This is a genomic window from Actinospongiicola halichondriae (assembly GCF_049103745.1).
Taxonomy (GTDB): Bacteria; Actinomycetota; Acidimicrobiia; order Acidimicrobiales; family Salinilacustritrichaceae; genus Salinilacustrithrix; species Salinilacustrithrix halichondriae.
Genome location: NZ_CP171622.1, coordinates 1,657,884 through 1,678,700 on the forward strand (window position 1 = coordinate 1,657,884; position 20,817 = coordinate 1,678,700).

Below are 20,817 nucleotides of genomic sequence, written 5' to 3' on the forward strand. Positions count from 1 at the left end.
GTCACTTCCCTTCGAACGCCGGGGGGCGCTTCTCGGCGATGGCAGCGAGTGCCTCGGGATGGTCGGTCGACCGGAACGTCGTCATCTCGTTGGCCATGGCGATGTCGAAGGCCGGCCCGGTCGTCGCCTTGATCCACGAGTTGACGGCGGCTTTCGTGCCCTGGATGGCGAGCGGTGCCCCAGCAGCGAGCCGGTGTGCGAACGCCAGCGCCTCGTCGTGCAGGTCGTCGTCGGGGACGGCTCGGTGGACGAGCCCGAACTGCACCGCCTCGGCCGACGAGACCGAGTCCCCGGTCAGGAGGAATCGCTTCGCGAGCATCGGCCCGAGCGCCAGCGGCCACGCGATGGTCCCGCCGTCGCCGGCGACGAGCCCGACCGACACGTGCGGGTCACCGATCCGCGCCGAATCGGCCATGAACACCACGTCGGACAGCAGAGCGATCGACGCCCCCAGGCCCATGGCGTGTCCGTTCACGGCCGTGACCACCGGCAGGTGCACGTCGAGCAGGTCCCAGATCATCGACTTGGCGTCGTGCTGCAGGTTGCGGAGCGCCTCGGGATCCTGGAGTTGGGGGAACCAGTCGAAGTCGCCGCCGGCCGAGAACGCCCGGCCGCGCCCGGTCAACAGCACTGCCCGCGCCGAGCGCTCGGCCTGCAGCCGGGGGAACAGGGCGGTGAGGTCTGCATGCAGGTCGTGGTCGACCGCGTTCACCGCGGACGTGGGGTGGTCGATCGTCACGACGAGGACGTCCCCGTCGCGTTCGAGGTCGATACAGCGGAACTCGTGCGTCATGGCGCCTTCTCGGGTCGGGGCTCGCGGGGCAGTCCGAGCAGTTGCTCGGCGATGACGTTCGACAACACCTCGGTGGTGCCGCCGCCGATCGTGAGCGCTCGGCTGAAGAGGTAGGCCCAGTGCCACTCGTCGTGCGCCTCGGCGTGGGCGTCCTGCACACCGAGCATGCCGTGGGGGCCGCGGAGGTCCTTCACGAGCGTCAACAACTCCTGGCCGTGCACGTCGGCGAGTCGCTTCTTCAGCGAAGCAATCGGCGTGGGATCCTCGCCCCGCTCCACGGCCTCGACGACGCGTTGGCCGAGGAGTTCGAGGATCGTGGTCTGGATCCAGAGTCGAGCCGCCTCCTGGCGCCTGACCGGATCCTGCAGCCGACCACTCGCTCGGAGATGCTCGAACGTCTCGGCGCTCGTCGGCCCCATGCCCCAACACACGCCGCCCTCCGAGAGCGAGACCCGCTCGTTGCCGAGCGTCACCTTGGCCAGGCGCCAGCCATCGCCCTCGTCGCCGATCCGGCAGTCCACCGGGATGCGTACGTCGGAGAGGAAGACCTCGTTGAAGTGGGACTGGCCGGTCATCTCCGTGATCGGCCGAACGTCGATCCCCGGTGACGACATGTCGAGGACGAAGTAGCTGATCCCGCGGTGCTTGGGTGCCGACGGGTCCGTCCGCGCCAACAGGATCCCGAAGGCCGACCGACCGGCCCACGTCGACCAGATCTTCTGACCATCGACCACGTACTCGTCGCCGTCTCGCACCGCCGTCGTCCGCAGCGCCGCCAGGTCGGACCCCGCCTCTGGCTCGGAGAACAGTTGGCACCAGAACTCGCTGCCGTCGAGGAGCCCGGGAAGCCAGCGTGCCTGTTGCTCGGGCGATCCTCCGGCCACCAAGGTCGGTCCGGCCCAGCCGACACCGATGGGGTTGTCGGGCAGTTCGATGCCGCGCTCGGCCAGGGCGGCGTCGACGGCGAGTTGCAGGGGAGCGTCGGCGCCCAGTCCCCACGGTGCGGGGTAGTGAGGAGCGACGAGCCCGGCGTCCGCCAGCGCACGCGACGACGGTGATGGATGGTCGTCGAGCCAGCGGGTGACGTCGTCGATCGTCTGCAGTCCGCTCACAGTTGGCCGACCTCGGTCGGCAGTCCCAGCAGCGATCGGCCCACCACCTCCATCATGCGGGGGGCGACCATGGCGTGCTGCGTGGCGACGTGGACGTCGCGGAAGATCCGCTGCAGCGGCGAGCGTTCGTGGATCGCCGCTCCACCACCGGCGACGTAGCAGGCGTCGACGGCGTCGGCAGCGGTGGACGTCGCATGGGTGGCCGCCTGGCGCAGTGCGATGCGGGTGCGGGCGTCGACCGCCGCACCGGCGTCAGCGAGCGACCAGGCCTCGCGCACCGCGTGGTCGAGCAGGTGACGGGCCGCTCGTCTCCCGGCGTCGGCCCGAGCGATCGAGTCCTGGACGACCGCACGCTCTGCGAGGGTCTTGGACGAGCCCTGCGGACGCTTTCCTCCTGCGAGGTCGACCAGTTCGTCGTGAGCACGGCGGGCGAGTCCGAGCGAGACGGCGCTGATGCCGACGGCGAGTGCGCCGAGGAAGCTGAACCGGTAGAGCGTCCGGTCGACCACGGGAGTCACTCCGATCTGCACCCAGCGGCCGTCGGGGACGACTGCTCGGTCGACGCGGTAGTCGACCGACCCGGTGCCCTTGAGGCCACTCACCCGCCAACTCTCGTCGTCGAGCGTGACCTCCTCGGCGGGGAAGAACACGAACGGTGCCACGGTCCCGTCCTGCAGAGGGGCAGGCTTTCCGTCCTCGTCGACGATCAGGCAGCCACCACCGATCCAGGTGCAGTGGTGGGTCCCGGATCCCCACTGCCACTGGCCGGAGGCCTCGAGCCCTCCATCGACCGCTCGTGCTCGTCCGACGGGCGCTGCGAAGCCGCCGGTGTGCACTTCGGGGTCGCCGTAGATGTACTCGGCCCACGTCGCCGTCATCGAGCCGGCGACCAGCGAGGTCGTCCCGGCGATCATGGCGCACCATGCCGTCGCACCGTCGTGATAGGCGAGGCGTTCGAGCTGGTCGACCATGTCGGCGACGGACCACTCGCCGCCGCCGATCTCGACGGGAGCCATCGCCCGGCCGAAACCGAGGTGGCGGATGCCGGCGGCGAGATCGTCCGGAAGTCGGCGCAGGGCCTCGATCTCGGCCGAGCGGTCGGCCGCCGCCCGCCCCAGCGACTCGATGTCTGCCGGCGTGCTCACGCCACCCATCGGTTGACCTCCCGGATGACGCTGTGGATCCCGCTCTGGCGGTACTTGTCGAACGTCATGCCGATGCGCGGCAACTCGACGTTGTCGCGACTCGAGCGCTCGGCCGGCCCGGCCTCGACGACCTCGATCGCACCGTCGACGAGCAGATCGCCGTGCGAAGCGTTGAGGGCCGCGAGCTGCGCCGGCGTGGGTCCCGTCTGCATACGGATCACGAGCTGATCGCCCGCCCATCGAATGGAGTGGTAGTTGCGGTAGAAGCCGACGATCTCCTCACAGGCGGTGTCGACGTCGTCGGTGATGACGAACAGCTCGAGATCGGCCTCGTTCACCAGCCCGCCGTCGACCAGCTCCTTGCGGACGAAGTCGAGCCAGCTGTGCCAGTAGGTGCCACCGGGGGTGTCGAGGAGGACGACCGGAGCCGGCACCGACTTCCCCGTCTGTTGGAGCGTGAACAGCTCGAACGTCTCGTCCTGCGTCCCGAACCCGCCAGGGAGGGCGACGAACCCTGCCGACTCCTTCACGAGCATCAGCTTCCGGGTGAAGAAGTACTTCATCGACACGAGCTTCTCGTCGCCCTCGATGAACTCGTTGGCCGACTCCTCGAACGGGAGACGGATCGTCACGCCGAAGGAGTTCTCCCTGCCGGCGCCCTCCAGTCCGGCGGCCATGATCCCGGGACCCGCCCCGGTGATCACCATCCAGTCGCGTGCCGCCAGCTCGGCCGCCAGGCGTCGGGCCTGCTCGTAGAGCGGATCGTCGGGCCGGGTACGCGCCGAGCCGAACATGGTGACCTTGGGTGCGTCCTCGTAGGGACGGAAGGTGGCGAATGCGGTCCGCATCTCTCGCAGGGCAGAGGCGGTGATCTTGAGGTTGAGTCGCGTGACGTCGTCGCCCGCGAGTCCGAGTGCCGTACGGAGGATGTCGAGGAGCAGGTCGCGGTTCCGCGCACTGCCGACCCGAGCGAGCAGCGCCTCGAGCTCGGTCCGGGAGACCTCGTTGCCGGTGTCTGGGCTGGACATGGGCCGAGCTTGGCACGCCGTCGGAGGGGCGTTGCGCCGTAACGCGGACAAATCGGGCAGTACGCTCACGCAATGGGACGAATCCGCTGTCAGCGGTGCGGTCAGGTGGGCGAAGACGATCTGTGGACCTGGTCGACGGTGGTTCGCGATGGGGTGCAGGCGCGACTCTGCGCCGAGTGCACGCGCCTCCACGTCCGCGACATCGAGAGCAAGCTCGACGAGGAGTGGTGGAGCGAGGAGTTACACCCCGTGCTCGTCGTCGAGGACGACGAGAGCACGCGGTTGCTCATCCGCCTGTCGCTCGAGTCCGCCGGCTACCAGGTCGACGTGGCGTCGACCGGTGAGGAAGCGATCGACCTGCTCGACGCCGGGTGCCGACCGGCAGCGATCGTGGCCGACATCCGGCTCCCGGGAGCCGTCGACGGTTGGGCGGTACGCGAGCGTGCCAATGCGATCGCGGCGGACACGCCGGTGATCATCATCAGCGCCCACGAAGGCGACGAAGGTCAGGCGCAGCGGGACGTGAGCTACCTGACCAAACCCTTCGACATGGACGTCCTGGTCGACCTCGTCGACCGGCGTACCGGCGATCAGGCGGGCGTGGGCCGCGCGTAGAGCGTCGTCCGCTGTTCGAGCGTTCGGCCCAGCGGTTCGACGATCGACCGGAAGTCCTCGGCCTGCATCATCTGTCCGTGGTTGGCGCCGGCGGCGCGGCTGATGTTCTCGTCCATGAGCGTGCCACCGAGGTCGTTGACCCCGGCCTGCAGGCACTGCTCGACGCCCGAGCGACCCATCTTCACCCAGGAGACCTGGATGTTGTCGATGTGGCCGCGGTAGGCGATCCGCCCCACGGCGTGCATGAGCAGCGCCTCGCGGAAGGTCGGACCGCGCCGGGCCTTGCGCTGGATGTACATCGGCGCAGCCATGTGGACGAAGGGGAGCGGCACGAACTCGGTGAATCCACCCGTCTCCTTCTGGAGGTCGCGGGTGCGCACGATGTGGCGAGCCCAGTGCACGGGGTTCTCGATCGCGCCGTACATGATCGTGACGTTCGAGCGAAGCCCGACCGAGTGCGCCGTGCGGTGGGCCTCGAGCCACTCCTCGGTGTTGATCTTGTCCGGGCACAGCAGGGCACGCATGTCGTCGTCGAGGATCTCGGCCGCGGTGCCGGGCAGCGTCTTGAGCCCGGCGTCCATGCAACGTCGGAGGTAGTCGGCGAGCGGTTCGCCGAGGCGCTTGGCACCCTCGGTGACCTCGAGTGCCGTGAACCCGTGGACGTGGATGTCGGGTGCGGCCTCCTTCACGGCACGGGTGACGTCGATGTAGTAGTCCCCGTCGAAGTCGGGATGGATCCCACCCTGGAGGCAGACCTCGGTCGCCCCCATGTCCCAGGCCTCCTTGACCCGGCCGGCGATCTCGTCGAGCGTGAGGAGGTAGGGGTTGCCGCGGAGGTTCAGCGACAGCGGCCCCTTCGAGAAGCCGCAGAACTTGCACTTGAACGTGCAGACGTTCGTGTAGTTGATGTTGCGGTTCTGGACGTAGGTGACCACGTCGCCGTTCGCCTCACGGCGGAACTCGTCGGCCACCTCGGCCACGGCGGCGACCTCGGGTCCGCGGGCCTCGAACAGGGTCGTGATCTCCTCGATGCCGAGCTCCTGGCCGAGGATCGCGCCGGCGAGGACCTCGCCCACGGCGCCACCGGCCGCCGCCCGTCCCGGCACGAGCACCGTCGGGGCGTCCTCGTGGCCGGAGTACCAGTGGTCGTCGCGGCCGAGGGCTTCGGCGTCCGAACGGTCGAGCACCGGGAAACGCAGACCCTCGTCGAGAAAACGAACCGGGTCGAGCGCAAACTCCGGGTAGATGGTGAGACGGGGAGCGAGCGTGCACCCGCGGTCCTCGGTCACCTCGCGGAGGCGTTCGAGCGCCGGCCAGGGACGCTCGGGATTGACGTGATCGGCGGTCACCGGTGAGACGCCGCCCCAGTCGTCGATGCCGGCGTCGACCAGCACGCCGAAGTCGTCCGAGAGGTTCGGGGGCGCTTGCAGGTGGATCTCCGGCGGCAGGATGAGGCGCGCCATGGCGATGGCCTGGATGAAGTCGTCGTGTGGGCACGCCGGCTCGCGGTGCATGCCGGTGCCGGGCTTGGGGAGGAAGTTCTGGACGATCACTTCCTGCACATGGCCGAACCGAGCGTGGCTGTCGGCGATCGCTTCGAGCGCGCGCACCCGGTCGATGGGGTCCTCTCCGATGCCCACGAGGATCCCGGTCGTGAACGGGATGCCGAGTTCGCCGGCGGCGTTCAGCGTCGCCAGACGGCGCTCCGGCGTCTTGTCCGGCGAACCACGGTGGCAGTCGAGGTCGTCGCGGAGGGTCTCGAGCATCATGCCCTGCGACGGCGCGACCGTGCGGAGACGGGCGAGCTCGTCGGCGTACATCGCACCGGCGTTGGCGTGGGGGAGGAGGCCGGTCTCGTCGAGCACCAGACGGCACATGGCCACCAGGTAGTCGACGGTGGACTCGTAGCCGTTGGTCTCGAGCCACGCGGCAGCGGCGGGGTACCGCTCCTCGGGGCGCTCGCCCAGCGTGAACAGGGCCTCGTGACATCCGGTCTCGACGCCACGCCGTGCGATCGCCAGGACCTGGTCCGGCGTGAGGTACGGCGACTCGAGCCGCGCCGGAGGCTGGGCGAACGTGCAGTACCCGCACTTGTCACGACACAGCATCGTCAGCGGGATGAACACCTTGGGCGAGTAGGTGAGCCTCGTCCCCGTGCGTGCATCGCGCACGGCGCGGGCACGGGCCTGCAGCTCGTCGAGGGGCAGGTCGAGCAACGCCGCGTTGTCGCGTGCGGCATCGCGTGACGGTTGACCAGCTGAGGCGTCCACCATGCGCGGCACCCTATCGGTGCGGCTGACACCTCAGACGCGAGCCGTACGATCGTCGGCGATGGCTCCTCCGATCGTGACTGTCGAGCCCGTCGAGGCACGGACGCAGCTCCGCCGATTCCGCGACGTGCCCTTCCTCCTGCACAGCGCCGACGGCCGATGGAACGCCGGCGTCCGGGCGTTCGAGTCGTGGCGACTGGATCCGCGACGACACCCGTACTTCGAGCAGGGCGATGCGGCCTACTTCCTCGCGAGACGTGGAGGTCAGCCAGCCGGACGCATCGCCGCGCACCGAGCGCACGAGGGCGAGCAGGACGCCTGGTTCGGCTTCTTCGACGCCCCTGACGACGCCGCGGTCGTCAACGCACTCCTCGACGCCGCGCAGGAGTGGCTCGAAGGTGAGGGGGCCACGTCGATGACCGGGCCGGTGAGCTGGCGCGCCGACGAGGAGTTCGGCGTCGTCGTCGCCGGCCACGAACACGCCTCGATCACGGGACGTCCGTGGCACCCGGAGTGGTACGGCGCAGGTCTCGTGCGGTGCGGCCTCGAGCCCGGTGAGACCCGGCACTCGTACCGGCTGTCGACCAGCGGTGCCGGTGCCGCCGATGCTGCGGTCGTCGACGGCGACGCCCCGCCTCATGCCGGCGGGTACGCCGACCCGGCACTGGTACTCGAGGGCGTCGCCGCCGTCCCCGAGGTGTCATCGACGCTGGCATCCGCTTCGATCCGATCGGCCTGGCGGGTGGCGCGACAAGCGCGCCGCGACGGCTTCGACACCGCGGTCTGCGTGCGCTGCGGCGGCGACCCCGCGGTCCTGGTTCCCCGCATGCTCGCGGCGGCCCGACAGGCAGGCTATGCGTGGCTCATCGCCCCCTGGGCGCCCGACGGGGCGGAACCCGAGACGACGCACCAGGTCTTCACTCGCCGATGGCAGTGACCCGGGTCGCGGAGATCGGTTCGAAGATGACGGTGGGCGCCTGCTGGCCCTTCAGCCCGACCCGCCCGCGGTCGGCCCACTGCGTGCGTTCGACGCCCGCGGAACGCACCGCGCCGGCCGATGCCAGGAGACGTCCCGGACGCTGTTTGGCCAGATCGGTGAGCCGGGCCGCCTCGTTGACGGCACGTCCGATGACCGTGAACTCGTAGCGTTCCTCGGTACCGACGTTCCCGGCGACGACCGTGCCGGCCGAGACGCCGATCCCCGCGTCGAGACCGGGATGGTCGGTGGCGACCTCGGCCAGCCGATCCCGGAGCGCCCGTGCGGCGCGGAGTGCTCGGGCCTCGTGATCCGGCTGGAAGCCGGGGACGCCGAACACGCACAGGGCGCCGTCGCCCTCGAACTTGTTGACCCATCCACCCTGCTCGGTGACGGTGTCGACGACGGCCTGGAAGAAGGCGTTGAGCGTGGCCACGACCTCGCCCGGCGGGAGCACCTCGGCCATCGCCGTCGATCCGATCAGGTCCACGAAGATGACGCTCGCCCGTCGCGACTCGCCGCCGAGCCCCGTGCCCCGCTCGAGCGCCTGCGCTGCGACCTCGTGGCCGACGTGCCGGCTGAAGAGGTCCTGGAGTTCGGCTCGCTCGCGGAGCCCCGAGACCATGCGGTTGAAGCCGGCCTGCAGCTGCCCGACCTCGCCGCCGTCGTCGACGGCGAGATCCGCCGTGAGGTCGCCACCGGCGACCCGGCCCAAGGCGTGACGGACCTCGTCGAGCGGTTCGGCGATGGAGTTGGAGGCGACCAACATGGCGAAGAGTCCGCCACCGAGACCGACGGCAGCCAGCACCGCCATCGCTCCGGGCGACAGCCCGGTCTCGCGCCACGGCGACAGCGCGACGCCGAGCAGGGGGATGCCGGACCCGACGCTCCACGCCAGCAGGAGGCGAGGACGGATGCCCAGGCTCGCCGGACGGGGTGCGGCCTCTCCGTCGAGGGCGAAGGCGAACAGCGGCCGGTACGTCTGCTCGATGACGAGGTAGGAGATGGCACAGACGCCGAGTCCACCGATCAGCATGATCTGGACGATGTCGAAGATCTCGCGCCCGTCGTACGAGCTCCGGAACGAGATGCTGGTGGCGACGAAGGCCGTGGCGAGGAGCCAGAGCAGGAACGGCCGTGCTGCCATGCGCCAGGGCTCGTCGAGGACCCGCTCACGTTCGGTCGCGGTGGGGAGGCGCCCGTCGAGCGCCCACCGCTCGGAGGCGTGGAACTTCTTCCCGAACCACAGCCAGGCGACCGGTGCGAGTGTGGCCTCGGTGACGGCGAGCAACGCGAGGTCGTTCAGCCACGGCGTCCCGAAGGCCTGCGAGGCGGGGTAGAGCTGTTGCAGGTAGCTGAAGACCATCAGGCCGCCGGCCGCGTGCAGGAGCGAGAACCGGACCAGAAGCCGCATGCGCACGTCGCGCGCGGTCCGGCGCAGCGCAGCCGAAGCCTCAGGGGTCAGGACTCGCCCGGGGACGTCGGAGGCAGCGGGCATGTCGATCAGGTTACGAAACGCAGGAGCGCGGGACCGTCATCGTCGCTCCGGTCAGGGGTCACAGGGTGACCGGCGTCACGGCGCGATGCCTGATGCAGCCTCGTCGACCAGCCAGATGACCCGCTCGGCGCGGATGTGGCTCGCCGGCACGTCGACGCCCCGTCGGACCCGGTCGAACGCCTCTGCCTTCTCCTCGCCCGAAACGGTGACCACCACGGTGGAGCCCCGCCCGATCCCGGCGTACGTGAGCGTCATTCGCGGATAGGGGTGCGTACCCGTCGGGTCCTCGTTGGCCACCACCAGTCGCCCGGGGTCGGCATGCAACGCAGGGGAGTCGGGGAAGAGGCTGGCGGTGTGGGCATCGGCGCCGAGGCCCAGGTGGATCAGGTCGATGGTCCCGACGCTCGACAGCAGCAGGTGGTAGCTGTCGGGACCGTCCTCCTCGCGCATCGGGAACAGCGCGTGCACGCCGCCGACGGCGGTGAGGAGGGAGTCGGCAGCGAGGCGGTAGTTCGAGTCGGGGTGGTCGAGCGGCACACACCGCTCATCGCCCCAGTAGATCTCCGTCGCCATCCAGTCGACCGGTGAGTCGCGCCAGGTGGCGAGGAACTCGTAGCAACGGCGAGCGGTCTCGCCACCGGAGAGCGCGATGGAGAAGCCCCGGTTGGGGCGTGCCCGCCATGCATCGGCAACGGCCTCGGCGAAGGCGACCGACACGTCGTCGACCACGTACACCTCACCGTGCATGATCAGCCCTCGTGGTCGGCCTTCGTCTGCAGGGTGTCGAGCAGGTCGTCGAACGACTTCTCGAACGCCGCGACCCCTTCGACCTCGAGGCGCTCGGCGACGTCGGCCATGTCGATCCCGACGGCCCGGAGGCCTTCGAGCACCGAGACCGCCCCGTCGACGTCTGCGTCGACGGTCCGGGCGACGGTTCCCTCTGCCTCGAACGCCTCGATCGTGGCCTCGGGCAGGGTGTTGACCGTGTCCGGACCGATGAGGGTGTCGACGTAGAGCGTGTCGGGGTAGGCGTCGTTCTTGGTCGACGTCGAGGCCCACAGCGGACGCTGGACCTTGGCTCCGGCAGCGGCCAGTCGTTCCCAGCGCGGTCCGGAGAAGGTGGCGAGGAAGCGCTGGTAGGCGACCTGGGCCTGGGCCACGGCCGCCCGGCCGCGGAGTGCGAGGGCCTCGTCCGTGCCGATCGACTCGAGGCGGTTGTCGACCTCGGTGTCGACCCTCGAGATGAAGAACGAGGCGACGCTGGCGATCTCGGACAGGTCGTCGTGACCGGTGTCGAGGCGGGTCTCGAGGCCCGACAGGTAGGCCTCCATGACGGCCTCGTAGCGGGGGATCGAGAAGATCAGGGTCACGTTGATGCTGCGTCCCTCGCTGATCATCGTCTCGATGGCGGGGACACCCTCGGCCGTGGCCGGGATCTTCACGAAGAGATTGGGCTCGTCGATGCGTTCGTCGAGCGCACGGGCCGCGGCGATGGTGCCGCTGGTGTCGCGGGCGAGGCCGGGGTCGACCTCGACCGAGACGTAGCCGTCGATGCCACCGGACGAGTCGTGGACGGGGCGGAGCACGGCCAGCGCCTCGCTGATGTCGTCGGTGACCATCTGCCAGTAGGCGTCCTCGACCGAGGTGCCGTCCGCCAGGAGCGTTCCGAACTGCTCGTCGTAGTCGTCGCTGTCGGCGATCGCCTTCTGGAAGATCGACGGGTTGGACGTGATGCCGCGGACGCCCCGGTCGACGTACGCCTGGAGTTCACCCGAGCGCAGGTAGCCCCGGCGGAGGTTGTCGAGCCATGGCGACTGGCCGGCGTCGTGGAGGTCATGCAGTCGTGTCATGCCGAGTCCTTGCCCGAGCCGGTCGCGACCAATGCCCGCGCCTGCGCCGCCACGTTCTCGGCCGTGAAGCCGAGTCGCTCGAGGACCTCGTCGCCCGGTGCCGAGGCCCCGAAGCGGTCGATGCCGATCATGGCGTCGGCATACCGGTCCCAGCCGAAGGTGACTCCGGCCTCGACCGACAAGGTCGGCAGACCCTCGGGGAGCACCGACCGCCGGTACGACTCCGGCTGTGCCTCGAACAGATCCCACGACGGCAGCGAGACCACCCGGGCAGCGATGCCTTCGGCGGCGAGCGCCTCGGCGGCGGCCACGCACACGTGGACCTCGGAACCGGTCGACACGAGGGCCACCGAGGCGTCGTCGGCGTCGTGCAGCACGTAGCCGCCCTTGGCCACGCCGTCGTGCGACGTGCCGTCGAGCACGGGGAGTCCCTGTCGCGACAGGATCAGCGCGGTCGGCCCGTCGCCGCTCACGGCGACCTTCCATGCGGCAGCGGTCTCGTTCGCGTCGGCCGGCCGCAGGACACAGAGGTCGGGGATCGCACGGAGCGATGCGACGTGCTCGATCGGCTGGTGCGTGGGGCCGTCCTCGCCGACACCCACGGAGTCGTGGGTGAACGAGTAGATGACCTTGGCGCCGGAGAGCGCGGCGAGGCGGATGGCACCGCGGGCGTAGTCGGAGAACACGAGGAAGGTGCCACCGATGGGGACGACGCCGCCGTGCAGGGCCATGCCCGTCATCACGGCGGCCATGCCGTGCTCGCGGACGCCGAAGTACAGCTGGCGACCGGCAGGCTCGTCGGCGCTCATGACGCCGGCTCCGGCGATCTTGGTGCCGGTGTTGCCGGTGAGATCGGCGCCGCCGCCGAGGAGGCCGGGGACGTCCTCGATCAGTGCCTGGAGCACCTTGCCCGATGCCTGGCGGGTCGCGAGCTTCTCGTCCGGTCCGAAGGTCGGGATCGACTCCTCCCAGCCGGGCATGCCCTCGGCGTCGAGGCAGCAGTCGAGTGCCGCGCGGTCGCCGCCGAATGCTGCGAGACGCTTCTCCCAGGCTTCGCGTGCACCACGTCCACGTTCGCCGGCGGCGCGGTACATCTCGAGCACATCGTCGGGCACCGTGAACGGCACGTCCGGGAGCCCCATGGCGGCCTTCGCCTCGGTGATCTCCTCGGCGCCGAACGCGAGGCCGTGCGCCGACGGAGAGTCGGTGAGCGAGGGCGACGGGTGGCCGATGTGGCTGCGGAGGATGATGAGTGTGGGGGCATCGGTGGTCTTGGCCCGCAGGAGTGCCGCCTCGAGCGCGTCGAGGTCTTCTGCGACCTCGCCGATCTCGTCGACGTCCCACCCGTAGCCGCGGAAGCGCTCGGCGGCGTTGTCGGACAGCGACAGTTCGGTGACCCCGTCGATGGAGACGTGGTTGTCGTCGTAGACCACGACGAGCTTGCCGAGCCGCTGGTGGCCGGCGAGCGATGCCGCCTCGTGGCTCACGCCCTCCTGCAGGTCGCCGTCGCCGGCGATGACGAAGGTGTGGTGATCGAAGAGGTCGGCACCGAACCGCGCGCCGAGCCAGCGCTCGGCCAGCGCCATGCCGACGGCGTTCGCGAACCCCTGACCGAGGGGACCGGTCGTGACCTCGACGCCACGCGTGTGGCCGTACTCCGGGTGGCCGGGTGTCCGCGAGCCCCACTGCCGGAAGTCCCGGAGGTCGTCGAGGGTGAGGCCGAAGCCGGTGAGGTGGAGCAGCGAGTACTGCAGGATGCTCGCATGTCCAGCCGAGAGGATGAAGCGGTCTCGATCGGGCCAGTCCGGGTCGGCGGCGTCGTACGTCATCACTCGCGTCCACAACACGTGGGCGAGCGGAGCGAGCGCCATCGCGGTTCCCTGGTGACCACTGTTGGCGGCGTGGGGTGCGTCCATCGCCAGCCCCCTGATCACATCGATCGATCGTCGCTCCAGGTCCGGGTCAGTCACTGTCTGTCTCCTGAAGATGGAAGGGCCCGTGCGCCCGACGTCGGGTGAACCTCCAACCATAGACCGTGCCCCGGCCGCCTCGGTCAGGCCCCCGATGACGGGTCACGTCAGGCGTCGGTGAAGACCAGCACGGACGCCGTGAAGGCGTGCAGGAAGCTCCGTCCGCCGACCGGTCCGACCTCGCCGGCGCAGAACATCCCGGCCACCGCATCGGTTCCCACGAGGTCGACGACGGTGGCTGCGTCGTGGTCGTCGGTCCCGAAGAGCGCACGCCCTCGCCCGTTGCAGGTGAAGAGGAGCGCACCATCGCCCTGCACGTCGCTGAGCAGGGCCTGCAGGTCGACGTGGGCCGCCGCCGCATCACGGACGTGGAACTGGACCGTGGCGCCGACCGGCAACTCGGTGCCGATGGCGAGGACCCCACGCGCTCGGTCGCCGCCGAGGATCGAACGCACCAGGAAGTCGCCGTGGTCGAGGTCCTCCTTGGTCTCGTCGATCACGATGCCCAACTGGAGTCCTCCGGCGACGAGCGCCTGCTCCTCGGGTGGCAGCGACTTCGTCAGCTCGACGAGGCGCTCGAGTGCCGGACGGCCGGCGAGCTCGAGGACGAAGTGCCGGTCGACGGCCGTCACGGCCATCACGTCGCCGATCGGCCGACAGCCCTGGCTCACGACCGGGCCGACGAGGAGGTCTCGGGGGATCACCACGCCGACCGCCCCGTCACGATGGACGACGCCGTCGAGGACCAGCGCGGAGGCGGCGCCACCCTGCGCAGACGTCAACCCGCCGACGATCGCGACATCGGGCCGCTCGGCCGCGAGGTGATCGACGAACACTTCGCCGGGGAAGGTGTGGGCGTCGGCCAGGACGAGGAGAGTCGCCCCGTCCGGCATGGCATCGGGGAGCCCGTCGACCGCCTGGTCGTCGGCGCCGACGGTCAGGCGGACGCCGTGCATCGGTTCGGGGACCGAGTCCGCCCAGGCGGCGAAGACCGACAGCGCCGGCACCTCCTCGACCTCCCGGGATCCGCCCACGACAGCGCTCGCCGACGCCCCGACCAGGGTCCGCGGCCGCAGCAGGGCGCGGATCGCGGTCGAGATCTCGCCGAGGAACTCGACGTGGGCAGAGCTCGCGAAGACGACGACGAGATCTGGCTCGACGCCGCCGCGTTCGAGGATCGTCCCCAGGACCTCGCCGACGGCCTCGGCCGCCACGGGGTGTTCGGACAGCGCCGCCGCGAAGGGCACCGTCGTCAGGCGACCCTGGGCACCAGGGTGTACGGCACGACCGTGACGTGGCCGCCGTCGACGCGTACGTGCGCTTCGATCGTGCCGTAGTCCTCGAAGGGGAGTTCGGCCCGTACCAGGCGATAGGCGAACTTGCCCGGCTCGACCTGGAGTGGTTGCACGTTGCGCGCAACCTGCTCGTCGCCGGCGAGGAACCGCACCTCGAGGGCGCCGGAGCCCTTCTCGTCCTCTGCGCAACGGACGAGCACGATCATGTGCGGCGCCATGGTCACCGGCGGCGGTTCCGGCGGAGCGGCCGAGAAGTGGATGCCCCCGAGGTCCAGTGCCGTCGGGCCGCCGGCGAAGGCCTGCTTGGTGTCCATGTCCTCGAAGAAGAGTGCTGCAACCACGTCCATGTCCGAAACCTACCGGCGGGTGCGGTGGGTGACGCCAGGTAGCCTGCCGCCGTGGCTGTCCATGACGCGGGACGAGACCCGGGGTCCACTCGGGATGCGATTCTCGTCGCGGCGCGCACGGCCTTCGCCGAACGTGGATACGCCGGCGCATCGATCGGCGACATCGCCAGCGTGGTCGGTATCGCCAAGGCCAGCCTCCTGCACCACTTCCCGAACAAGGACGAGTTGTACACGGCGGTCTTCGAACTGCTGTTGGCGGAGTGGTTCGTCAAGGTGGAGGAGTCCGTCGACGGCCCCGGCGAGGGGTGGATCAAGTTCGACCGGGGCCTCACGGCCGGCTTCGAGTTCTTTGCCGAGAACCCCGACCTGGTCCGGCTGGTCCGTCGCGAGGCGCTCGACGGTGGTCACTTCGGTGTCGACCTCGGCGCCACCCTCCGCCCGATGTTCGATCAGGCAGTCGGCTTCCTCGAGGCGCAGATGAAGGCGGGGACGTTCCGGGTCCACGATCCCGAGCAGATGGTGATCTCGGGTCTCGGCGCCGTCCTGTCGTACTTCTCGGACCTTCCCTTCATCGAGGGACTCCTGGGGGAGGACCCCCTGGCGCCGCAACTGATCGAACGTCGACGGGACCACATCCGCGAGTTCTTCCGCGCTGCCCTCGAACCCTGACCAACCCGGGTCGGGAGGAGTTGCGCCACTACGGTTGCCCGCCGTGCCAACACTGTCCGAGGCCGACTCGAAGGCCCTCCTCGCATCCCACGGACTCCCCGTCGCCGCAGAGAAGGTGGTCGACACCGTCGACGAAGCCGTCGCTGCCGCAGGGGAGCTCGGTCACCCCGTTGTCGTGAAGCTCGGGGGCGATTCGATCGCTCACAAGACCGAGCGCGGCCTGGTCCGCCTCGGCCTCGCCGACGACGGCGCGGTTCGTGCTGCCGCCACCGAGCTGCTCGCTGCAGCGACACCCGACGACGGCACCGTGCACCTGCTGGTGGCGCCGATGGTGAAGGGCAATCGTGAGCTCATCGCCGGACTCCACCACGATCCGCAGTTCGGGATGACCGTCATGCTCGGTGTCGGTGGGATCCTCGCCGAAGCCGTGGCCGACGTGACGTTCCGCCTGGTCCCGATCGACGCGGTCGATGCCGCCGACATGATCGACGATCTCTCCACGCAGACACTGCTCGGCGAGTTCCGGGGCGAGGCCGCCGTCGACCGTGAGCAGTTGGCCGCCGTGCTCCTCGCACTGTCCGCAGCCGCGAGCGACGATCCACGGATCGTCAGCGCCGACTGCAACCCGCTCATCGTGACCGCCGACGGTGCACCCGTCGCCGTCGACGCCCTCGTCGAACTGGGAGCTGTCTGATGCCCACCAAGGAGCAGTTCAGCGCCCTGTTCGAGCCGAAGGGCGTGATCATCGCCGGAGCGTCGACGCATCCGGGGAAGTTCGGCTTCGTGACGCTGCACAACCTCCTGGCCGGGGGGTACTCGGGCAAGATCTTCGCCACGAACCTCGAGGGCACCGACGTGCTCGGCGTGCCGACGGTCCCCTCGGTCACCGACCTCCCGACGGGCGAGGCCGACCTGATCTTCCTGTGCACGCCGGCCAAGGCCAATCCGCAGATCCTCCGCGATGCGGCGTCGATCGGCGTCCGTGCCGCCTTCATCACCTCGGCGGGCTACGGCGAGGCCGGCGAGGCGGGGCAGAAGGCCCAGGACGAACTCGTCGCGTTGGCCGAGGAACTGGGCCTCCTCGTGGCCGGGCCCAACGGCCAGGGCGTGGTGTCGAGCCCGGCACGCCTCTGCGCCCAGATCGTGGCGCCCATCCCACCCGCCGGCCGGATCGGGGTCGCCAGCCAGTCCGGCAACTTCGTCTCCTCCTTCGAGAACTACGCCGTGCAGACCGGTGTCGGCCTCTCCCGTGGCATCTCCGCCGGCAACGCCGTGTGCGTCGGGATCTCCGACTACCTCGACTACTACGCGAACGATGACGCGACCGCCGTCGGTCTGGCCTATGTCGAGGGCGTCCAGGACGGACGTGCCTTCGCCGAGCGGATGCGGTCGGTGGCCGAGCGCAAGCCGGTCGTCGTCGTCAAGGGTGGCGCCACCGCCGGTGGCCAGAAGGCCGCGGCCAGCCACACCGGGTCGCTCGCCAGCGACGACCGCGTCTTCGACGGCATGGCCCGGCAGGCCGGGATCACCCGGACGCCGACGGTCGAGGAGGCGTTCGAAGCCGCCGCCACCTTCGCGACCCAGCCCCTGCCCCGCGGCAACAAGGTCGTGGTCCTGACCACGGTCGGCGGCTGGGGAGTCGCTGCCGCCGACGCCATCGCAGGCACCGATCTCGAGCTCGCCGAACTGCCGGGTGATCTCTACGACTCGATCGACTCCCTCCTGCCGCCACGCTGGAGCCGGAACAACCCGATCGATCTCGCCGGCGGCGAGACACGCGACACGATCCCCGAGATCATCTCCCTCGTGACCGCTCATCCCGAGGTCGATGCCGTGCTCTACCTGGGCATCGGCATCCAGTCGAACCAGGCGGCCCTCCTGCGTACGGGCGGGTTCTACCCGGACCACGGCATCGAGCGGATGGCCGGTTTCCACGAGCGCCAGGACGCTCGCTACGCCGAGGCCGCGTGCGACGCGAGCGACGAGTACGGCAAGCCCGTGCTGATCGCGACCGAGCTCGCGGTGACCCATCCCGACAACCCCGGTCCGCGCACGGTGCGTGAGCGAGGGCGACTCGCGTATGCGTCGGCGAACCGAGCGGTGACCGCGCTCGACCACCTGTGGCGTTACCGCCGTTGGCGCGACGCCCGTGGACTCGACTGAGCCGCTGATCCGCTCCCGGGCGATCCTCCGGTGGCTGCCGGCCATGATCCTGGCGATCGTGATGCTGGGGGCCGGCGTCGTCGTCGCCCGAATCGGCGGTCCTCCGGTCCGGGCCGCCGTGTCCATCGAGACGACCGAGATCCCGGTCCTGTCGGTCCGCCGATCGCTCGATCCGCTGCTGCGCCGGTCGGCAGATGCCCGACTGGTCGCGCGTCTCGACGAGTTCGTCGCCACGCAGCCCGACGACACCTGCCTCTCGGTGCGCACCGGCGGAGTCGACTACGCGCACCGAGGCGACGATCGCCAAGCCCCGGCGTCCCTGCAGAAGCTGCTCACCGCGACTGCCGCACTGATCGAACTCGGACCCGACGCGACCTTCGAGACCCAGGTCCTGGGCCCACCCGTCGTGGACGGGGTCGTCGGTGGCGACCTGTACCTGCGCGGCGGGGGTGACCCGATCCTGTCGACGATGCCGTACGTGGCGCGCGAGCGGAATCAGCCACAGATCGCCAGCGATCTGGCTCGTCTCGCGGATGCGGTCGTGGCCCAGGGCATCACCACCGTCTACGGATCGGTGGTGGGGGACGAGAGTCGCTACGACGCCGTCCGTTACCACCCGGTGTGGCCGTCGCGGTTCCTCGCCCAGGGCCAGATCGGTCCCCTGAGTGCCCTCTCGGTGAACGACGGCTTCGCCTACTTCCCCGAGGAGACCGGCGTGTTCGGGGCGGCAGCCGATCCGGCGGGATACGCCGCTCGCGTGCTCACCGACCTCCTGCGCGAGCGCGGCGTGGTGGTCGGTGCCGAGCCGGTCGCCGGGGCGACGCCGGGCGACCTCGCTGTCGTCGCCGCGCACACGTCGCCGCCGCTGGCCGAGATCGTCGCCCAGATGCTCCAGGAGTCCGACAACAACACCGCCGAGCTGCTCTTGAAGGAACTCGGCTCCCGAGTCGTGGGCGACGGTTCCTTCGCCGGCGGACAGACGGCGATCACCGAGATCCTCGGTGATGCCGGACTGTCGATGGACGACGCAACGGTGGTCGACGGATCCGGGCTGGCGGTCGAGGACCAGGTGACCTGCGACCTGATCGTCGACGTGCTCGAGCACGGCGCGACGGCGCAGGTCGTCGACGCCGGACTCGCCGTCGCCGGCCGAACCGGGACCTTGTCGCGCCGCTGGGTCGGCACCGACCTCGAGGGCAGGGTCAGGGCCAAGACCGGCACCCTCAACCACGTGACCGGCCTCGCCGGCCACGCTGCGTCGGCCGACGACGGCGACGTGCGGTTCGCACTCATCGTGAACCTGCCCGACGACGTGTTCGTCGATGCCGACATCGTGGCGGGACAGGAACGGCTGGCCGAGATCCTGACGGCACACCCCGACCTCCCGGACGTCTCGTCTGTGCGTCCAGGCGCAGATGGCGGCAAATGACCCCTACCGTGGGGTCATGGCCGAACTCCCGATGTTCCCGCTCGGCTCGGTGCTGTTCCCGTCCCTCGTCCTGCCCCTCCACGTCTTCGAGGATCGGTACCGCGTGCTCGTCCGCGACGTGCTCGCCGGAAACCAGGAGTTCGGTGTGTGTCTGATCGAGCGGGGCTCCGAGGTCGGTGGGGGCGATGTCCGATCGTCGATCGGCACCGTCGCGACGATCCAGGAGGCTGCGGAACTCCCCGACGGCCGTTGGGCCGTCATCGCGGTGGGCACACGTCGGATACGGGTCGAGCAGTGGCTCCCGGACGATCCGTATCCACGAGCCGAGGTCGTCGACCTCCCGGATCCGGAGCCGATGCCGGCGGAGACCGAGTTGCTCGATGCGGTCACGGCCTCGGTCTCTGCGAGCCTCGACAAGATCGCGCGACTGGGCGAGGAGGCGAGCGCCTCGTCGGACGACCTGTCCGACGATCCGGTGCTGGCCAGCTACCAACTCGCCGCCATCTCGCCGTTGGGCGCGATGGACCGCCAACGGCTCTTGAGTGCGCCGACGGTCGGGCTGCGTCTTGCCGACCTTCACGCTCTGCTGCCCGCCGCGCATGAGATGCTCGACCTGCGTCTGCGAGACACCGGGACGGGTACGGAGCCCGACTGATCGACCGACGTCGGGTTGTTGCCCGCCGCCCCCGGGAACCGGTAGACCGAAACGCACCAGACACGAGGAGTGCCGTGGCACAGACCGAACCGACCGTGAAGTCCAAGCCCATCCGGGTGAAGGCCCGATCGGAATCGCCAGACAAGAGTGTCCCGCAGGTCGTGAGCGAGCTCTGGACCCTCACGGTCGACTACGCGAAACAGGAGATCAAGGACCCGCTCAAGGGCCTCGGGAGCTTCGTCGCCTGGGGCACGGTGTCCATGATGATGATGGGCCTCGGTACGGTGCTCCTCGCGCTCGGCATGCTCCGCGCGCTCCAGACGGAGACGGGCTCCTCGTTCACGGGGAGCCTGTCGTTCCTGCCCTACGTGTTCGTCCTGATCACTGCCGTCGCCGTCCTGGCCATCGGTTTCGTCGTGATCGTCAAGCTGAAGCGAGGAAGCGGTGGCAAGCACCTCCGAGAAGACTGACAGCAACGGCAAGATCACTCCCGCCGACCTGGAGGCGAAGTTCCGCGAACTCCAGGAGGAGGGTGACGAGGCCACGGACACCGCGAAGTCCTATCTCCTCGCCGGCGTCGCCGCGGTCGGGATCGTCGTCTTCGTGATCGCCTTCAGTGCCGGCCGCCGCCGTGGCAAGAAGAAGTCGACCGTCGTCGAGATCCGGCGTATCTGACCGTGGAGCGACTTGCCCGGTCCATGGCCTGGGCCGAACTCCGCGGGCGCGACCGCGGACTCCGGGGCTCCTCGGGGGCCTGGCTCGCCGTGTGGTTGGTGAGCGTCGCCTACCGGCACCTCCGCAAGATGGCGGCGCCCGACCCGGTCGTGGTCCGCGAGGTGCTCCAGCCGGGGCAGCAGTTGGTGATCACGCACTTCGACAAGGGCACCGAACCTCCCGTGCCCGCGGATCTGTCGCGACGACAGCGACGGCGCGCCCGCAAGGCTTCGCGCTGATCACTGACCGGCATCGCCGGCGCTGAATCGGGCGGTTGCCGTCTGCGGG

General features: G+C 69.9%; 21 protein-coding genes. 10 read left to right on the forward strand and 11 right to left on the reverse strand.

Annotation, left to right across the window (positions count from 1 at the left end; translation table 11 throughout):
* Position 1 precedes the first annotated feature (1 nt).
* From AB8619_RS08125 to AB8619_RS08140, 4 genes are read right to left on the reverse strand one after another with little or no spacing between them, the layout of a single operon-like run.
* Positions 2–793 (reverse strand): enoyl-CoA hydratase/isomerase family protein, encoded by a 792-nt coding sequence (locus tag AB8619_RS08125; protein WP_436795962.1) that lies wholly within the window; start codon positions 791–793, stop codon positions 2–4.
* Positions 790–1,905: an acyl-CoA dehydrogenase family protein gene (locus AB8619_RS08130; RefSeq protein WP_436795963.1), complete on the reverse strand. Its 1,116-nt coding sequence runs from the start codon at positions 1,903–1,905 to the stop codon at positions 790–792. Before AB8619_RS08130 ends, AB8619_RS08125 begins: the two co-directional genes overlap by 4 nt.
* Positions 1,902–3,050 (reverse strand): acyl-CoA dehydrogenase family protein, encoded by a 1,149-nt coding sequence (locus tag AB8619_RS08135; RefSeq protein ID WP_436795964.1) that lies wholly within the window; start codon positions 3,048–3,050, stop codon positions 1,902–1,904. Before AB8619_RS08135 ends, AB8619_RS08130 begins: the two co-directional genes overlap by 4 nt.
* Positions 3,047–4,078 (reverse strand): TIGR00730 family Rossman fold protein, encoded by a 1,032-nt coding sequence (locus tag AB8619_RS08140; protein ID WP_436795965.1) that lies wholly within the window; start codon positions 4,076–4,078, stop codon positions 3,047–3,049. The genes AB8619_RS08135 and AB8619_RS08140 overlap by 4 nt, the downstream gene beginning before the upstream one ends.
* A gap of 72 nt (positions 4,079–4,150) precedes the next feature.
* Here AB8619_RS08140 and AB8619_RS08145 point away from each other — a divergent pair, with 72 nt between their 5' ends.
* A complete protein-coding gene (locus AB8619_RS08145) occupies positions 4,151–4,693 on the forward strand; it encodes a response regulator (protein WP_436795966.1) in 543 nt (180 codons plus the stop codon).
* Here AB8619_RS08145 and cofH read toward each other — a convergent pair.
* Complete coding sequence (cofH, locus tag AB8619_RS08150; RefSeq protein WP_436795967.1) at positions 4,669–6,966, reverse strand: 5-amino-6-(D-ribitylamino)uracil--L-tyrosine 4-hydroxyphenyl transferase CofH; 2,298 nt, start codon at positions 6,964–6,966, stop codon at positions 4,669–4,671. The two genes, AB8619_RS08145 and cofH, sit on opposite strands and share 25 nt — an antisense overlap.
* A gap of 58 nt (positions 6,967–7,024) precedes the next feature.
* On the opposite strand from cofH, the gene AB8619_RS08155 reads away from it, so the two are divergent.
* A complete protein-coding gene (locus AB8619_RS08155; RefSeq protein WP_436795968.1) occupies positions 7,025–7,900 on the forward strand; it encodes a hypothetical protein in 876 nt (291 codons plus the stop codon).
* On the opposite strand, the gene AB8619_RS08160 is transcribed toward AB8619_RS08155, so the two are convergent.
* From AB8619_RS08160 to AB8619_RS08185, 6 genes are all read right to left on the reverse strand, one after another.
* Complete coding sequence (locus tag AB8619_RS08160; protein WP_436795969.1) at positions 7,881–9,437, reverse strand: adenylate/guanylate cyclase domain-containing protein; 1,557 nt, start codon at positions 9,435–9,437, stop codon at positions 7,881–7,883. The two genes, AB8619_RS08155 and AB8619_RS08160, sit on opposite strands and share 20 nt — an antisense overlap.
* Before the next feature lie 75 nt (positions 9,438–9,512).
* Entirely contained in the window at positions 9,513–10,184 is a 672-nt protein-coding gene (pgl, locus tag AB8619_RS08165) for a 6-phosphogluconolactonase (RefSeq protein ID WP_436795970.1), read from the reverse strand.
* 2 nt (positions 10,185–10,186) lie between these two features.
* A complete protein-coding gene (gene tal, locus AB8619_RS08170) occupies positions 10,187–11,287 on the reverse strand; it encodes a transaldolase (protein WP_436795971.1) in 1,101 nt (366 codons plus the stop codon).
* A complete protein-coding gene (tkt, locus tag AB8619_RS08175; RefSeq protein WP_436795972.1) occupies positions 11,284–13,317 on the reverse strand; it encodes a transketolase in 2,034 nt (677 codons plus the stop codon). The genes tal and tkt overlap by 4 nt, the downstream gene beginning before the upstream one ends.
* Positions 13,318–13,364: 47 nt before the next feature.
* Positions 13,365–14,504, reverse strand: a complete 1,140-nt coding sequence (locus AB8619_RS08180; RefSeq protein ID WP_436795973.1) for an FIST signal transduction protein — start codon at positions 14,502–14,504, stop codon at positions 13,365–13,367.
* 5 nt (positions 14,505–14,509) lie between these two features.
* Positions 14,510–14,899 carry a hypothetical protein gene (locus AB8619_RS08185; protein WP_436795974.1) on the reverse strand — a complete coding sequence of 130 codons (390 nt, stop codon included), beginning with the start codon at positions 14,897–14,899 and terminating at the stop codon, positions 14,510–14,512.
* Between the two features lie 51 nt (positions 14,900–14,950).
* On the opposite strand from AB8619_RS08185, the gene AB8619_RS08190 reads away from it, so the two are divergent.
* The 8 genes from AB8619_RS08190 to AB8619_RS08225 all read left to right on the forward strand — a co-directional run bounded on the left by AB8619_RS08190 (position 14,951) and on the right by AB8619_RS08225 (position 20,768).
* Positions 14,951–15,568 carry a TetR/AcrR family transcriptional regulator gene (locus tag AB8619_RS08190; protein ID WP_436795975.1) on the forward strand — a complete coding sequence of 206 codons (618 nt, stop codon included), beginning with the start codon at positions 14,951–14,953 and terminating at the stop codon, positions 15,566–15,568.
* A gap of 43 nt (positions 15,569–15,611) precedes the next feature.
* A complete protein-coding gene (locus AB8619_RS08195) occupies positions 15,612–16,262 on the forward strand; it encodes an acetate--CoA ligase family protein (protein WP_436795976.1) in 651 nt (216 codons plus the stop codon).
* Positions 16,262–17,731 carry a CoA-binding protein gene (locus AB8619_RS08200; RefSeq protein ID WP_436795977.1) on the forward strand — a complete coding sequence of 490 codons (1,470 nt, stop codon included), beginning with the start codon at positions 16,262–16,264 and terminating at the stop codon, positions 17,729–17,731. Before AB8619_RS08195 ends, AB8619_RS08200 begins: the two co-directional genes overlap by 1 nt.
* Complete coding sequence (dacB, locus tag AB8619_RS08205) at positions 17,718–19,160, forward strand: D-alanyl-D-alanine carboxypeptidase/D-alanyl-D-alanine endopeptidase (protein WP_436795978.1); 1,443 nt, start codon at positions 17,718–17,720, stop codon at positions 19,158–19,160. Before AB8619_RS08200 ends, dacB begins: the two co-directional genes overlap by 14 nt.
* Positions 19,161–19,176: 16 nt before the next feature.
* Positions 19,177–19,815, forward strand: a complete 639-nt coding sequence (locus tag AB8619_RS08210) for an LON peptidase substrate-binding domain-containing protein (RefSeq protein WP_436795979.1) — start codon at positions 19,177–19,179, stop codon at positions 19,813–19,815.
* 74 nt (positions 19,816–19,889) lie between these two features.
* Positions 19,890–20,285 (forward strand): hypothetical protein, encoded by a 396-nt coding sequence (locus tag AB8619_RS08215; protein WP_436795980.1) that lies wholly within the window; start codon positions 19,890–19,892, stop codon positions 20,283–20,285.
* Positions 20,260–20,490: a hypothetical protein gene (locus AB8619_RS08220; RefSeq protein ID WP_436795981.1), complete on the forward strand. Its 231-nt coding sequence runs from the start codon at positions 20,260–20,262 to the stop codon at positions 20,488–20,490. Before AB8619_RS08215 ends, AB8619_RS08220 begins: the two co-directional genes overlap by 26 nt.
* A gap of 2 nt (positions 20,491–20,492) precedes the next feature.
* A complete protein-coding gene (locus AB8619_RS08225) occupies positions 20,493–20,768 on the forward strand; it encodes a hypothetical protein (protein ID WP_436795982.1) in 276 nt (91 codons plus the stop codon).
* Positions 20,769–20,817: the final 49 nt, after the last annotated feature.